The following is a 13,384-nucleotide window of genomic DNA, read 5'->3' as shown; positions in this document are numbered from 1 at the left end:
GGCCGGCTGCGCCGGCTGCTGCTCGACCGTGAGCCCTCCGGATGCAACGCCGCTTCGGAGCATCGCGTCCTCCGGGCTCACGGGCTCGGGATCCCCTCGACGATCGCCGGGGACCTCGAGGCGCGCGGCCGGTCGATCTGCCCCAGCTTCACGAGCACGACGCCGGCGATGATCGCGGCCGCGCCGACCCACTGCATGCCGCTCGGGAGCAGCGCGAGCAGCAGCGCGGTCCAGAGGATGCCGAACATCGGCTCGGCGTAGCCGACGAAGCTCGCGAGCGTCGCGCCCAGGCGGCGGGCGCCGAGGATGCCGAGCGTGTACGCGGCCGCGGTCGCCACGAGGATCAGCAGCGCCACCGCGACCCACATGGGCACCGTGCTGCCGGCGAGCTCGACGGGGCCGGTCGTGGCGACGAAGGGCAGCAGCCCGGTCGCGGAGGCGATGCCGAGCACGATCGCGCCCACCGCGAGCCCGAGGCCCGCGAGCGCGATCGGCGGCAGCTCGGAGTCGGCCTTCGACGCGGCCGCCCAGTAGGCGGCGTTGCCGACCGCGGCGCCGAGCGCGAGCAGCACCCCGACCGGGTGGAGGGCGGTGCCGCCGACGCCCGAGACGAGCGCGAGCCCGACGAGGGCCACGAGCGCGCCCACGATGGTGAGCAGCGCCGGCGCGCGCCGGGTGGCCAGCCATGTCACGGCGACGAGCAGCACCGGTCCGAGGAACTCGATGAGCAGGGCGAGCGCGGGCGAGATGTAGGCGACCGCGCTGAAGAAGGCGAGCTGGCAGAGCGCGACGGCGAGCAGGCCGAGCACGAGCACCTCGCGCCACGACCGCAGCACCGCGCCCCAGCGGCCTCGCAGCAGCCACAGGGTGGGCGCGAGCAGCACGAGGGCGCCGCCCGCGATGCGCACGAGCGTCACCGCGCCGGAGCTCCACCCGGCCTCGAGCAGCGAGGCGGCGAGGATGCCCGAGACGCCGAAGGTCGCGGCGCTCGTGAGCGCGAACGCGAGTCCGAGTGGACGTCGAGGATGCATGGGCCGCTCGCAGGGGTTCCGGGGCTACGATCGTGCTCACCAGGGCGGGCACCGGTCACGGCCGTCGGCCCTGACAGTCGTGAGCCTAACCGAGGGAACACCCGTGTCGATGCCGTACCCCCGCGAGCTCGTGCGGTCGCTCGAGTTCATCGCCGAGGTCTGCAACCGGCGCCGCGACGGACGGCTGCGCACCGCCGCGAGCCTGCGCGAGGTGTGCCTCGAGTGGGGCGTCCCCGGGGTCAGCCGGCTGAGCGGCGCGGATGCGGCGGCGACGTGGGCGCACCTGCCCACGGTGGAGCGGCTGTGGGACGGCCGGCGCGACGAGGTCGCCGCCCTCGTGAACCGCGTCTTCCGCGACACCGGCGCGCGCCCGCAGCTCGTGCGCCACGACGACTACGACTGGCACCTGCACGGGCTGCCGCCCGGGGCGCCGATCGCCGACTCGCTCGTCGTCAACGCCGCGATGGCGATCGTCGACCTCGTCCGCGCCGACGACATGGCGCGCTGCAAGCGCTGCGGGGACGACCGCTGCGACCGGATGTTCCTCGACCAGTCGCGCAACCGCTCTCGCCGGTTCTGCTCCACGACCTGCCAGTCGCGCACCAACGTGGCGGCCTTCCGGGCGAGGCACGCCTAGCCGGATTGCCAGGTATCGGCGTCCAGCGGAGCCGTGCCATCCTTGTCGACCATGGCGACCACCACGACTGACGGGCCGGCTTCCGGGACGAAGCTCAAGCGCGGCATCACGACGCTGCTCCTCTTCTTCTTCATCGTCGGCGACACGCTCGGTGCCGGCATCTACACGCTCGTCGGCAGGATGGCGGGTGACGTCGGCGGCGCCATCTGGATACCGCTCGTCCTCGCCCTCGTGCTCGCCCTGCTGACCGCCGGCACGTACGCGGAGCTCATCACGAAGTATCCGCACGCCGGCGGCGCAGCGCGCTTCGCGGAGCGTGCCTTCGACAAGCCGTACGTGACCTTCCTCATCGGCTTCCTCATGCTCTCGTCGGGCATCACGACGTCGGCGGCGCTCGCCAACGCGTTCGCGGGCGACTACCTGCAGGCGCTCGTCCCGGGCATCTCGCCGATCCCCGTGACGCTCGTGTTCATCGCGCTGCTCGTCCTCGTCAACATCCGGGGCGTGCGCGAGTCGCTCATGGCCAACGTCGGGGCGACGCTCATCGAGATGACCGGTCTCATCATCATCATCGCGGTCGCCGCGATCGTCTTCGGCTCCGGCAACGGCGACCCGTCGCGCCTGACGACCTTCGCGGAGGGCGTGCCGCCGCTCACCGGCGCGTTCGCCGCGACGATCACGGCCTTCTTCTCGTTCCTGGGCTTCGAGGCCGCCGCGAACATGGCCGAGGAGGTCAAGGATCCGAGCCGGTCGTACCCGCGCGCGCTCTTCGGCGCGATCCTCACGGCCGCCGTGGTCTACCTGCTCATCGCGGTGGGCGCCGCGATCGTCGTGCCGATCGACCAGCTCGCCACCTCCGAGGGTCCGCTGCTCGAGGTCATCGAGGCCTCCGGCCTGGCGTTCCCGCCGTGGCTCTTCGCGATCATCGCGCTCGTCGCGATCGGCAACGGTGCGCTGCTGTTCATGGTGATGGCCTCGCGCGCCACCTACGGCCTCGCGGAGGCGAAGCTGCTGCCGAAGGCGTTCGGCGCCGTGCTCTCCGGCCGCCGCACCCCGTGGGTCGCGATCGTCGTGGTCGGTGCCGTGACGATGGCGATGTCGTTCATCGGCGACGTCGGCACGCTCGCCGACACCACCGTGCTGCTGCTCGTGCTCGTCTTCATCTCGGCGAACGTGTCGGTGCTCGTGCTCAAGAAGGACAAGGTCGCGCACAAGCACTTCACCGCGCCGCGCATCGTCTCGGTGCTCGCGCTCATCGCCTCGATCGCCCTGCTGACGCAGCAGAGCCTGCAGACCTGGCTCATCGCGGGCGCCTACGTGGTCGTCGGCACGATCCTGTTCCTCATCGCCCGGGCCGCGCGCCGTCGCGAGCACCGACTGGGCACCGCGGAGCCGACCCGCTCGATCCCGCTCGAGTGACGGAAGAGGCGGAGGTCCGCTCGGACCTCCGCCTCGATCGGGCGCCCGCTGCGGACCGCGCTAGCCGTGCTGCCTAGGCGCTGACGCTCAGCTCGGCCCGCACGAGCGCCGCGAGCTCCTCGGCGATCGTCTGCGCGATGTGGCGCTCCTGCGCCTCGACCATCACGCGCACCATCTTCTCGGTGCCGGAGGGGCGCAGCAGCACGCGGCCGTCGGAGCCGAGCTCGGCCTCCGCTCGCGCGACCGCGTCGGCGATGGGTCGGTTGCCGCGGAGGCCCAGCCGGTCGACGCCGGAGACGTTGACGAGCACCTGCGGGTAGACCGTCATCACCGCGGCGAGCTCGGCGAGCGTCCGCCCGGTCCGCACCATCTCAGCCGCGATCTGCAGGCCGGTGAGGATGCCGTCGCCCGTCGTGGCGTGGTCGGAGAAGATGATGTGCCCGGACTGCTCGCCGCCGAGCGAGAGCCCGTACTCGCCGAGCGCCTCGAGCACGTAGCGGTCGCCGACGGCGGTCTGCACGAGCGCGATGTCGTGCTCGTCCATCGCGACCTTGAGGCCGAGGTTCGACATCACCGTCGCGACGAGCGTGTCCTGCACGAGCAGGCCGCGGCGCTGCTGCGAGACCGCGAGCAGGGCCATGATCTGGTCGCCGTCGACGACGCCCCCGTCGGCGTCGATCGCGAGGCAGCGGTCGGCGTCGCCGTCGTGGGCGATGCCGAAGTCGGCGCCCGACGAGCGCACGAGGGCGCGGAGCTGCTCGAGGTGCGTCGAGCCGACCTCGCGGTTGATGTTGACGCCGTCCGGGTCGTTGCCCATGACGGTGACCTTCGCCCCGGCATCCGCGAACGCGCGCGGGCTCACGCCGGCGGCTGCGCCGTGGGCGCAGTCGAGCGCGACGTGCAGGCCGCGGAGGCTCACGTCGAGCGTGCCGAGCAGGTGCACGAGGTAGCGGTCCTCGGCGTCCGAGAAGCGGCGCACCGTGCCGACCTCCGCGCCGATGGGGCGCAGCGGGGTGTCGGTCAGGGCCCGCTCGATCTCGTCCTCGACCGCGTCGGGCAGCTTGCGGCCGCCGCTGGCGAAGAACTTGATGCCGTTGTCGGGCGCCGGGTTGTGCGACGCCGACACCATCACACCGAAGTCGGCGCGGATGTCGGCCACGAGGTAGGCGGCAGCGGGCGTCGGGATGACGCCGGCGTCCAGCACGTCGACGCCGCTGGACGCGAGTCCCGCCGCGACCGCCGCGGCGATGAACTCGCCGGAGATGCGGGGATCGCGCGCCACGACGGCGACAGGGCGCCGCCCCTCCTGCCGGGCTGTTCGCCCGAGCACGAGTGCGGCGCCCTGTGCCAGCGCCAGCGCCGATTCAGCCGTGATGTCGAGGCCCGCGAGGCCCCGTACTCCATCCGTGCCGAAGAGGCGCGACATCGATCAGCGCTTCGAGTACTGCGGCGCCTTGCGAGCCTTCTTGAGACCGGCCTTCTTGCGCTCGATGACGCGAGCGTCGCGCGAGAGGAAGCCGGCCCTCTTGAGCTCGGCGCGGTTGTTCTCGACGTCGATCTCGTTGAGCGCACGCGCGATGCCGAGGCGCAGCGCGCCGGCCTGGCCCGAGGGGCCGCCGCCCGAGATGCGGGCGATCACGTCGTAGCTGCCCGCGAGCTCGAGGAGCGTGAACGGGTCGTTGATGAGCTGCTGGTGCAGCTTGTTCGGGAAGTAGTCCTCGAGCGTGCGGCCGTTCACCGTGAACGAGCCGGAGCCGGGGACGAGGCGCACGCGGGCGATGGCCTGCTTGCGACGACCGACGGCCTGGCCGCCGATGTTGACGACGCGCGGGGCACGAGGGGCCTCGGCTGCCGGCGTCTCGGTCGAGAAGCTCTCGGGAGCCTCGATGGAGTCTGCGATCTTCGCCATGTCTGGTGTCTCCTCGCGCCCTACTGGGCGACCTGGTCGAACGTGTAGGGGGTCGGCTGCTGCGCCGCGTGCGGGTGCATCGGGCCTGCGTAGACCTTGAGCTTCTTGATCTGGGCGCGGCCGAGCGAGTTCTTCGGCAGCATGCCGCGGATCGCCTTCTCGACGGTGCGGACCGGGAAGCGGTCGAGCATCTCGGCGTAGCCGACGGCCTTGAGGCCGCCCGGGTAGCCCGAGTGGCGGTAGGCCACCTTCTTGGCGAGCTTCTGCCCCGTGAGCGCCACCTTCTCGGCGTTCACGATGATGACGAAGTCGCCCATGTCCATGTGGGGGGCGAACGTCGGCTTGTGCTTGCCGCGGAGCATGGCAGCCGCGTGGCTGGCCAGGCGTCCGAGGACGACGTCGGTGGCGTCGATGACGATCCAGTCGTGCTGGACGTCGCTCGCCTTGGGCGAGTAGGTGCGAGTCATTGGTGCCTCACTGATCGAATGGATGGTCGTGAATCCCACTCCGAGGTGTTCTGCGCCGCGATGCGACGGAACGATCCGGTGGAGGGCTCATTCGGGCACGCGCAGGCTGCACGCACCAAGGGTCGAGCCTAGCCGTGCGGACAGCCCCGGGTCAAGCGGGGGCGCGGCGGCACCGGATGAGCGGATCCGCTGGCAGCCCGATCTGATACCTGGGAGGATGGAGGGACATGACTCCCCACGGCATCATCTTCGACCTCGACGGCACGCTCACCGACTCCAAGGAGGGCCTGCTCGCGAGCCTCCGGCACATGCACGACGCGGTGGGCTGGCCGCAGCCGAGCGATGAGGAGCTGCTGCGCTGGCTGGGCCCGCCGCTCGTGACCGTGCTCGCCGAGGCAGGCAGGACGCCCGACGAGATCACCGTCGCGCTCACCGCCTTCCGCGCCCACATGGCCGATGGCGGGCTCGTCGACTCGACGCTGTACCCGGGTGTCGACCGGCTGGTCGCCGACCTCGACGCGTCGGGTCGCCCGCTCGCGGTCGCGACCCACAAGATCCAGCGCGATGCCGAGGCGGTCATCGAGCACTACGCGCTCCGCCACCGCTTCCGCGGCGTGCACGGGCGCATCGACGGCGAGGCCGGGCACTCGAAGGCCCCGGTCATCGAGCGCGCCATGGCGTCGCTCGGGCTGCCGGCCGACCGCGTGGTCATGGTCGGCGACCGCATCAACGACATCGCCTCCGCGCGCGAGCTCGGCGTGCGGAGCATCGGCGTCGCCTACGGCTACGGCGGTCGCGCCGAGCTGGCCGAGGCCGGCGCCGACCGCATCGTCGAGACGGTCGACGAGCTGCGCGAGGCCCTCGCGGGCTGACCGCGCGCCTCAGGCGTGGAGGTCTCTCAGGCGTCGAGGTCTGCGGCGCTGCGACGCGCCCGCGCGCGCTCGGCCTGCGCGGCGAGCTCGTCGTCGGCCGGGTAGCCCACCCCGACGAGCGTGAGCCCGCGGGCGGGCATGAGTCCCGTGAGCGACGATCGGCGCCGCTCGTCGAGCAGCGCGACCGCCTGCGCGAGGCCCAGCCGGCCCTCTCCCACGCGCACGCACGCGGCGACGAGCGCGCGCACCATCGAGTGGCAGAAGGCGTCGGCGGTCAGCGATGCCGTGAGCAGCTGCCCCTCCCGCGCCCACGAGAACGCGCGCAGCTCGCGGATGGTCGTGGCGCCCTCGCGCGGCTTGCAGAACGCCGCGAAGTCGCGCAGCCCGACGAGCGCTGCCGCCGTGCGACGCATGGCGTCGACGTCGAGCGCCTGCGGCACGTGCGCGGCGGTGCGCCGCTCGAGCGGATCGGCGGGACCGGTGACGATCCGGTAGCGGTACGAGCGCGACACCGCCGAGAAGCGGGCGTCGAACCCGGCGGGCGCGACCGACGCCGCGCGCACCACGAGGTCGCCCTCGGGCGCCGCGAGCCGCGAGAGCCGGTGCGCGAGCCGCTGCGGCCGCTCGGCGGCGTCCGCGGCGATCGCGACCGGCACGTCGGCGTGCGCGACCTGCCCGCTCGCGTGCACGCCCGCATCCGTGCGGCCGGCGACCGTCACCCGCACCGGCTCGCGGGCGACCGTCGTGAGCGCCCGCTCGAGCTCGCCCTGGCACGTGCGCAGCCCCGGCTGCGCCGCCCAGCCGGCGAACCCGCCGCCGTCGTAGGCGAGGTCGAGGCGGATGCGCGGCATGCAGCAACCCTATGCACCGAGCGGCGCGGGCCACGCCGCTCGCACAGCGCCCTGGACGGGCCGCGGAGGTCGGCTCGATAGCCTCGCGCCATGCCGACGCCCCCGCAGCCCATCGAGGACTACGCCGTGATCGGCGACCGCACCACCGCCGCGCTCGTGGGCCGGGACGGCTCCATCGACTGGCTCTGCCTGCCCCACTTCGACTCCCCCGCGTGCTTCGCCGCCATGCTCGGGGAGCGCGAGCACGGCCGCTGGCGGATCGGCCCGACGGGCCCGGCCACGACCACGCGCCGCTACCTGCCCGGCAGCCTCGTGCTCGAGACCACGCACGAGACCGCGACCGGCACGGTGCGCATCACGGATGCGATGCCGACGGGCGACGACCGCGCCGACGTCGTGCGCATCATCGACGGCGTCGACGGCGTCGTCGAGCTCGAGCAGGACCTCGTCGTGCGCTTCGGCTACGGGCGCGTGCCGCCGTGGTTCCGGCGCGTCCGCGAGCACGGCGAGGAGGTGCTCGTGGCGATCGCCGGACCCGACCGGCTCGTGCTGCGCGGGGCGCCGCTGCCGAGGGCCCACCGGCACGCGCACCGCTCGACCTTCGAGGTGCGCGCGGGCGAGCGCTTCGAGCTCGACCTGTGCTGGCAGCACTCGTGGCTGCCGATCGCCGAGCCCGTCGGGGAGGCCGAGGTCGTGCGCACGACGATCGCCGAGTCGTCCGACTGGCTCGCGAGCCTCGACTACGAGGGCCCCTACCTCGAGGCGGTGCAGACGAGCGTGCTCGTGCTGCGCTCCCTCACCGATGACGCGACGGGCGGCATCCTGGCCGCCCCGACGACGTCGCTGCCCGAGTCACCCGGCGGCGAGCGCAACTGGGACTACCGCTTCACCTGGCTGCGCGACGCATCGCTCTCGGTCGACGCGATGCTGGCCGTGCGCCTCGACGAGCGCGTGGGGCTGTGGCGCGACTGGCTGCTGCGCGCGATCGCCGGCGACCCGGCCGACATGCGCATCATGTACCGCCGCGACGGCGGGCGCGAGCTGCCGGAGCTGGAGCTCGACCACCTCCCCGGCTACGGCGGCGCGACGCCTGTGCGGATCGGCAACGGCGCCGCCGAGCAGCGCCAGCACGACGTGCTGGGGCAGGTGATGCTGACGCTCGAGCGGCTGCGCGACATCGGGCTCGCCGACACCCTCGACGCCTGGCACCTGCAGCGGGCGCTGCTCGACGAGCTCGCCACGCACTGGGAGCAGCCGGACCACGGCCTGTGGGAGATGCGCGGCGAGCCGCAGCGGTTCACGCACTCGCGCGCCATGATGTGGGCCGCGTTCGACTGCGGCGTGCGCGCGGTCGAGAGCGGCTGCGACGGCGACCCGACGCGCTGGATCGAGCTGCGGGATCTGCTGCGCGACGAGGTGCTGACCCTCGGCTTCGACGCCGCCACCGGCTCGTTCCGCCAGCACTACGACACGAGCGAGGTGGACGCGTCGCTGCTGCAGCTGCCGACGATCGGCATCGTCGACGCGCGGGACCCGCGCTTCCTCGGCACGATCGCGCGCATCGAGCAGGAGCTGCTCGTCGACGGTCTGCCGCTGCGGTACCGCACGACGGGCGTCGACGGCCTCGCCGGGGACGAGCACCCGTTCGTGCTGTGCGCCTTCTGGCTCGTGATCGCGTACGCGCAGTGCGGACGGCTCGACGATGCGCGCGCACTCATGGAGCGGCTCATCGCGCTCCGCAACGACGTGGGCCTCCTCGCCGAGGAGATCGACCCCGCCACCGGCCACCACTGGGGCAACTTCCCGCAGGCGTTCTCGCACCTCGGCCTCGTGCTCGCGGCGGCCGAGATCGCGAAGGCCGAGCGCCGCGCCGGCTGATCGCGCCGCGCACGACGAAGGGCCCCGCTCGCGCGGGGCCCTTCGTGGTGGGGTGGACCTACTTGGTCTCGTCCTTGGCGGGCTCTGCCTCGACGGCCTCGTCGCCCGCCTCGGGCGCCTCGGTGGTCGCGACGTCGGCTGCAGCGGCGTCGGCCTCGGCGGCCTCGGTCGGGTCGACCACGGCCTCCTCGACCGGAGCCTCGTCGACCTTGGCCTCCTCGGCCTGCTGGTCGGCGGCTGCCGACGTCGCAGCGGCGGATGCCTTCGACTTCGAGACCTTCTTCTGCACCGGCTCGAGCACGAGCTCGATCTGCGCCATGGGGGCGTTGTCGCCCTTGCGGAAGCCGAGCTTCGTGATGCGGGTGTAGCCGCCCTCGCGCTCCGCGACGAGCGGCGCGATCTCGGTGAAGAGCTCGTGCACGACGCCCTTGTCGCCGATCACGCCGAGCACGCGACGGCGCGCGTGCAGGTCGCCGCGCTTGGCGAACGTGATGAGGCGCTCAGCGATCGGGCGGAGGCGCTTGGCCTTCGTCTCGGTCGTCTTGATCGACTTGTGCGTGAAGAGCGCGGCCGCGAGGTTCGCGAGCAGCAGGCGCTCGTGCGCAGGACCGCCTCCGAGGCGGGGACCCTTGGTGGGCTTGGGCATGGTTCGTTTCCCTCTAGTTCTTCAGTCGGCCCGCGTTCAGCGAGCGTCCTCGTCGTAACCGCTGTAGAAGTGCGCGCCGTCGAAGCCGGGCACCGCGTCCTTGAGGGACAGGCCGAGCTCGACGAGCTTGTCCTTGACCTCGTCGACCGACTTCTGGCCGAAGTTGCGGATGTTCATGAGCTGCGTCTCGCTCAGCGCCACGAGCTCGGACACCGTGTTGATGCCCTCGCGCTTGAGGCAGTTGTACGAGCGGACCGACAGGTCGAGCTCCTCGATCGGCGTGGCGAGCTCGCCGGAGCCGATGGCCTCGGCCGGCGCCTGGCCGATCTCGATGCCCTCCGCCTCGGCGTTCAGGTCGCGCGTCAGGCCGAACAGCTCGACGAGCGTGCGACCGGCCGACGCGATGGCGTCGCGCGGCGTGATCGCCGGCTTCGCCTCGACGTCGACGACGAGCGAGTCGAAGTCGGTGCGCTCACCGGCGCGCGTCGCGTCGACGCGGTAGGTGACCTTGAGCACGGGCGAGTAGATCGAGTCGATCGGGATGACCCCGGCCTCGGCGAACTCGTCGCGGTTCTGCGCAGCCGAGACGTAGCCGCGGCCACGCTCGATCGTCAGCTCGAGCTGCAGCTTCGCCGAGTCGTTCAGCGTCGCGAGCACGAGCTCGGGGTTGTGGATCTCGACACCGGCCGGAGCGGTGATGTCGGCGGCCGTCACCGTGCCCGCGCCCTGGCGCGAGAGGTAGGCGACCACGGGCTCGTCGTGCTCCGACGAGACCACGAGCTGCTTGATGTTGAGGATCATCTCGGTGACGTCCTCCTTCACGCCGGCGATCGTCGAGAACTCGTGCAGGACGCCATCGAGACGGATGCTCGTGACGGCTGCGCCGGGGATCGACGACAGGAGGGTGCGGCGGAGGGAGTTGCCGAGGGTGTAGCCGAAGCCTGGCTCGAGCGGCTCGATCGTGAACCGCGAGCGGTGCTCGGCGATGATCTCCTCGGTGACAGTGGGGCGCTGGGCGATCAGCACGTGTCGGTTCCTTTCGGTCGCGAGTCCGCTATATGACTCGCGTGTTCAGTGACGGCGGAATGCCGGGCGGGCGTGGACCGCCCGCCCGGCAGGAGCGACTTAGTTGCGGCGGGGCTTCGGCGGGCGGACGCCGTTGTGCGCCTGCGGCGTCACGTCGTGGATCGCACCGATCTCCAGGCCGGCGGCCTGGAGCGAGCGGATCGCCGTCTCACGGCCGGAGCCTGCGCCCTTGACGAAGACGTCGACCTTCTTCATGCCGTGGTCCTGCGCCTGGCGGGCGGCCGACTCGGCTGCCAGCTGGGCGGCGTAGGGCGTCGACTTGCGCGAGCCCTTCATGCCGACCGCACCGCCCGATGCCTGCGTGATGACGGCGCCGGTGGTGTCGGTGATCGACACGATCGTGTTGTTGAACGTCGACTTGATGTGGGCCTGGCCCACAGCGATGTTCTTCTTGTCCTTGCGACGCGGCTTGCGGACCGCGGACTTGGGAGCTGCCATTGTTCTCTACCTCTTCCCCGCGGCCTAGCGGCCGGCCTTCTTCTTGCCGGCGACCGTCTGCTTCTTGCCCTTGCGGGTGCGCGCGTTGGTCTTGGTGCGCTGGCCGTGCACGGGGAGACCGCGACGGTGGCGGATGCCCTGGTACGAGCCGATCTCGACCTTGCGGCGGATGTCCGCGGCGACCTCGCGACGGAGGTCGCCCTCCACCTTGAACGTGCCCTCGATGTGGTCGCGGAGCACGACGAGCTGGTCGTCCGTGAGGTCCTTGACGCGCGTGTTGCGATCGATGCCGGTGGCCTCGAGCGTTGCGATCGACCGGGTGCGGCCGACGCCGAAGATGTACGTCAGTGCGATCTCCACGCGCTTGTCGCGCGGGATGTCGACACCTGCGATGCGTGCCATCGTGTGTCTCCTTCAGGAGTTGTCGAGAGGTGTGGAGCAGCGGAGGTGCCTGGGCCTCTCCCCAAGGTGTCGCCCTCGTCAGAGAGCTCTTACCGCTGCTGGGTGTTCCCCTCCCGGTGGTCGAGTAGCGGGCGAAGCCCGCGTATCGAGACCAGGAGGTTCGTATTGAGTTGTGTCTGCGGCTGCCGTGGACAGCCGGGTCTCGATGCGCGCGCGCCTTCGGCACGTGCTCCTCGACCTTGAGTCCTCCGCGCGCAACGCGACTTCGTCGCATCGCGCGCTGCGGACTCAACCCTGCCGCTGCTTGTGGCGGGGGTTCTCGCAGATGACCATCACGCGACCGTGCCGGCGGATGACCTTGCACTTGTCGCAGATGGGCTTGACGCTGGGGTTGACCTTCATGTGTGCTTTCCTCGCTGGCCTCGTGCTCGCGCGAGTGCGCGAGCCGTTCCTTGTCCAGCAGCCAGTGGTTACTTGTAGCGGTAGACGATGCGACCGCGACTGAGGTCGTATGGGCTCAGCTCCACGATCACTCGGTCTTCCTGCAGGATGCGGATGTAGTTCTGCCGCATCTTGCCGGAGATGTGTGCGAGCACCACGTGCCCGTTCGAGAGCTCGACGCGGAACATCGCGTTCGGGAGCGCTTCGATCACCGAGCCTTCGATCTCGATGACGCCGTCTTTCTTGGCCATAGCCTCTTCTGTAACGTTTGGTTGCCGGTCATGCGAGTGCCGCGCACAGAGGGCGCGCGACACCAACGGTCAACTCTACGCGGGGTGCGGTTCGCAATGCAAGCCGGGCGTGTCGCTCAGCGGTGCACGACGATCGAGCCCCACAGCATCGCCCGGTCGCGACGCGCGCGCTTCGCCGCCTCGTCGTCCATCGTGGTCGCGAACGACCGCGCGATGACGGGACCGCCAGGGGTGACCGCCCGCACGGCTGCCTTCCGCAGGTCGCGCACCCAGCGCTCGTCCGCCCCGTCGACCACGTTCGAGAGCGAGATGGCGTCGTAGCGGCCGGGCTGGGAGCGCTCGAGGTGGTCGAGGAGCGGCTCGTCGATCCACTCGATCGCGGCGGGGTCGACGGCGGGCAGCCGGTGCCCCGGCAGGTCCTCCCCCAGCAGCAGCCGCCACGCGTACGGGTTGCCGCTCGGCGGGTGCTTGCGGAGCGCGCGAGCGATGCGGCCGCGGATGGCCTCGTCGAAGTGCGGCGGGATGGGCGTCGAGAAGTCGCGCAGGATGAGCGCCGAGAGCGCGCCGGCGGGCCCGAGCATCGTGCGCAGGATCGACGAGAGCGTGCGGTTGTCGAGCCGTGCCTTCCACTCCGCGGCGGCGCGGAGCGGGTCGTCCTCCTGCAGGAACTGCCGCACCCGCCGGCGGCTCCACGCCGGGCTCGCCGCGCGCACCATGCCGCGCCCGAGGTCGAACAGCCGCTCCGCTGCACCGGGCTCGAACGGGCCGCCCCCGACGCGGCGGCGGGCGTAGTCGAGCTGCTCGCGGTTCGCGCCGAGCGCAGACACCCGGTGGCCGGCGGCGGCGAGCGCCGCGGCGACCTCGCCCGCGCCGGCGGTGACGAGCACGCGGCTCGCCGGGGCGAGCTCCTCGAGCTCGATCCGCGGGTCGCTCCAGTCCCAGCCGTGCAGCAGCTGCTGGCGCGGGTTCGCGCTCGAGCGGCCCTTGCGCCGCGAGCCCCGGGTCAGCACGGACGGCTCCGCGTCAGCACGGCGCTCCGCGTCAGCACGGCGCTCC

At 71.9% G+C, this 13,384-nt stretch carries 16 protein-coding genes; 4 read left to right on the top strand and 12 right to left on the bottom strand.

The window, feature by feature from the left end:
• Positions 1–77: 77 nt before the first annotated feature.
• Positions 78–1,031: an EamA family transporter gene (locus tag EDD26_RS07230; RefSeq protein ID WP_123697090.1), complete on the bottom strand. Its 954-nt coding sequence runs from the start codon at positions 1,029–1,031 to the stop codon at positions 78–80.
• Positions 1,032–1,140: 109 nt separating this feature from the next.
• Between EDD26_RS07230 and EDD26_RS07225 the strand changes: the two genes are divergently transcribed.
• Together EDD26_RS07225 and EDD26_RS07220 are read left to right on the top strand one after the other, a co-directional pair.
• Positions 1,141–1,668, top strand: a complete 528-nt coding sequence (locus EDD26_RS07225) for a CGNR zinc finger domain-containing protein (protein WP_245990059.1) — start codon at positions 1,141–1,143, stop codon at positions 1,666–1,668.
• A gap of 51 nt (positions 1,669–1,719) precedes the next feature.
• The gene (locus tag EDD26_RS07220) at positions 1,720–3,087 is read left to right on the top strand and encodes an APC family permease (protein ID WP_123697089.1); all 1,368 of its coding nucleotides are present in this window, start codon (positions 1,720–1,722) and stop codon (positions 3,085–3,087) included.
• Between the two features lie 73 nt (positions 3,088–3,160).
• Here EDD26_RS07220 and glmM read toward each other — a convergent pair whose 3' ends face one another.
• From glmM to rplM, 3 genes are read right to left on the bottom strand one after another with little or no spacing between them, the layout of a single operon-like run.
• The gene (gene glmM, locus EDD26_RS07215) at positions 3,161–4,513 is read right to left on the bottom strand and encodes a phosphoglucosamine mutase (RefSeq protein WP_123697088.1); all 1,353 of its coding nucleotides are present in this window, start codon (positions 4,511–4,513) and stop codon (positions 3,161–3,163) included.
• A gap of 3 nt (positions 4,514–4,516) precedes the next feature.
• Positions 4,517–4,996, bottom strand: coding sequence for a 30S ribosomal protein S9 (gene rpsI, locus EDD26_RS07210; RefSeq protein ID WP_123697087.1), 480 nt, complete (start codon positions 4,994–4,996; stop codon positions 4,517–4,519).
• A gap of 20 nt (positions 4,997–5,016) precedes the next feature.
• Complete coding sequence (gene rplM / locus EDD26_RS07205) at positions 5,017–5,463, bottom strand: 50S ribosomal protein L13 (protein ID WP_123697086.1); 447 nt, start codon at positions 5,461–5,463, stop codon at positions 5,017–5,019.
• A 227-nt stretch (positions 5,464–5,690) separates the two neighbouring features.
• On the opposite strand from rplM, the gene EDD26_RS07200 reads away from it, so the two are divergent.
• Positions 5,691–6,335, top strand: a complete 645-nt coding sequence (locus tag EDD26_RS07200) for an HAD hydrolase-like protein (RefSeq protein ID WP_123697085.1) — start codon at positions 5,691–5,693, stop codon at positions 6,333–6,335.
• Positions 6,336–6,361: 26 nt separating this feature from the next.
• Here EDD26_RS07200 and truA read toward each other — a convergent pair whose 3' ends face one another.
• The gene (gene truA / locus EDD26_RS07195) at positions 6,362–7,186 is read right to left on the bottom strand and encodes a tRNA pseudouridine(38-40) synthase TruA (protein WP_123697084.1); all 825 of its coding nucleotides are present in this window, start codon (positions 7,184–7,186) and stop codon (positions 6,362–6,364) included.
• 90 nt (positions 7,187–7,276) lie between these two features.
• Between truA and EDD26_RS07190 the strand changes: the two genes are divergently transcribed.
• Positions 7,277–9,064 (top strand): glycoside hydrolase family 15 protein, encoded by a 1,788-nt coding sequence (locus EDD26_RS07190; RefSeq protein WP_123697083.1) that lies wholly within the window; start codon positions 7,277–7,279, stop codon positions 9,062–9,064.
• Between the two features lie 58 nt (positions 9,065–9,122).
• Here EDD26_RS07190 and rplQ read toward each other — a convergent pair whose 3' ends face one another.
• The 7 genes from rplQ to EDD26_RS07155 form a co-directional block, all read right to left on the bottom strand.
• Entirely contained in the window at positions 9,123–9,710 is a 588-nt protein-coding gene (rplQ, locus tag EDD26_RS07185; protein ID WP_123697082.1) for a 50S ribosomal protein L17, read from the bottom strand.
• A gap of 36 nt (positions 9,711–9,746) precedes the next feature.
• Positions 9,747–10,736 (bottom strand): DNA-directed RNA polymerase subunit alpha, encoded by a 990-nt coding sequence (locus EDD26_RS07180; RefSeq protein ID WP_123697081.1) that lies wholly within the window; start codon positions 10,734–10,736, stop codon positions 9,747–9,749.
• Between the two features lie 99 nt (positions 10,737–10,835).
• Complete coding sequence (rpsK, locus tag EDD26_RS07175) at positions 10,836–11,234, bottom strand: 30S ribosomal protein S11 (RefSeq protein WP_123697080.1); 399 nt, start codon at positions 11,232–11,234, stop codon at positions 10,836–10,838.
• 24 nt (positions 11,235–11,258) lie between these two features.
• On the bottom strand, positions 11,259–11,636 hold the full coding sequence (gene rpsM / locus EDD26_RS07170; RefSeq protein WP_123697079.1) for a 30S ribosomal protein S13: 378 nt from the start codon (positions 11,634–11,636) through the stop codon (positions 11,259–11,261).
• A gap of 288 nt (positions 11,637–11,924) precedes the next feature.
• Positions 11,925–12,038, bottom strand: a complete 114-nt coding sequence (gene rpmJ, locus EDD26_RS07165) for a 50S ribosomal protein L36 (RefSeq protein ID WP_004008316.1) — start codon at positions 12,036–12,038, stop codon at positions 11,925–11,927.
• A 68-nt stretch (positions 12,039–12,106) separates the two neighbouring features.
• A complete protein-coding gene (gene infA / locus EDD26_RS07160; protein WP_123697078.1) occupies positions 12,107–12,328 on the bottom strand; it encodes a translation initiation factor IF-1 in 222 nt (73 codons plus the stop codon).
• Positions 12,329–12,444: 116 nt separating this feature from the next.
• Positions 12,445–13,338 carry a DUF3419 domain-containing protein gene (locus EDD26_RS07155; protein WP_148058718.1) on the bottom strand — a complete coding sequence of 298 codons (894 nt, stop codon included), beginning with the start codon at positions 13,336–13,338 and terminating at the stop codon, positions 12,445–12,447.
• Between the last annotated feature and the right edge of the window lie 46 nt (positions 13,339–13,384).

The organism is Agrococcus jenensis, assembly GCF_003752465.1.
In the GTDB taxonomy this organism is placed as follows: domain Bacteria; phylum Actinomycetota; class Actinomycetes; order Actinomycetales; family Microbacteriaceae; genus Agrococcus; species Agrococcus jenensis.
Note: the sequence above shows the minus strand (reverse complement) of the source record. Positions and strands in the feature narration are given on the sequence as shown.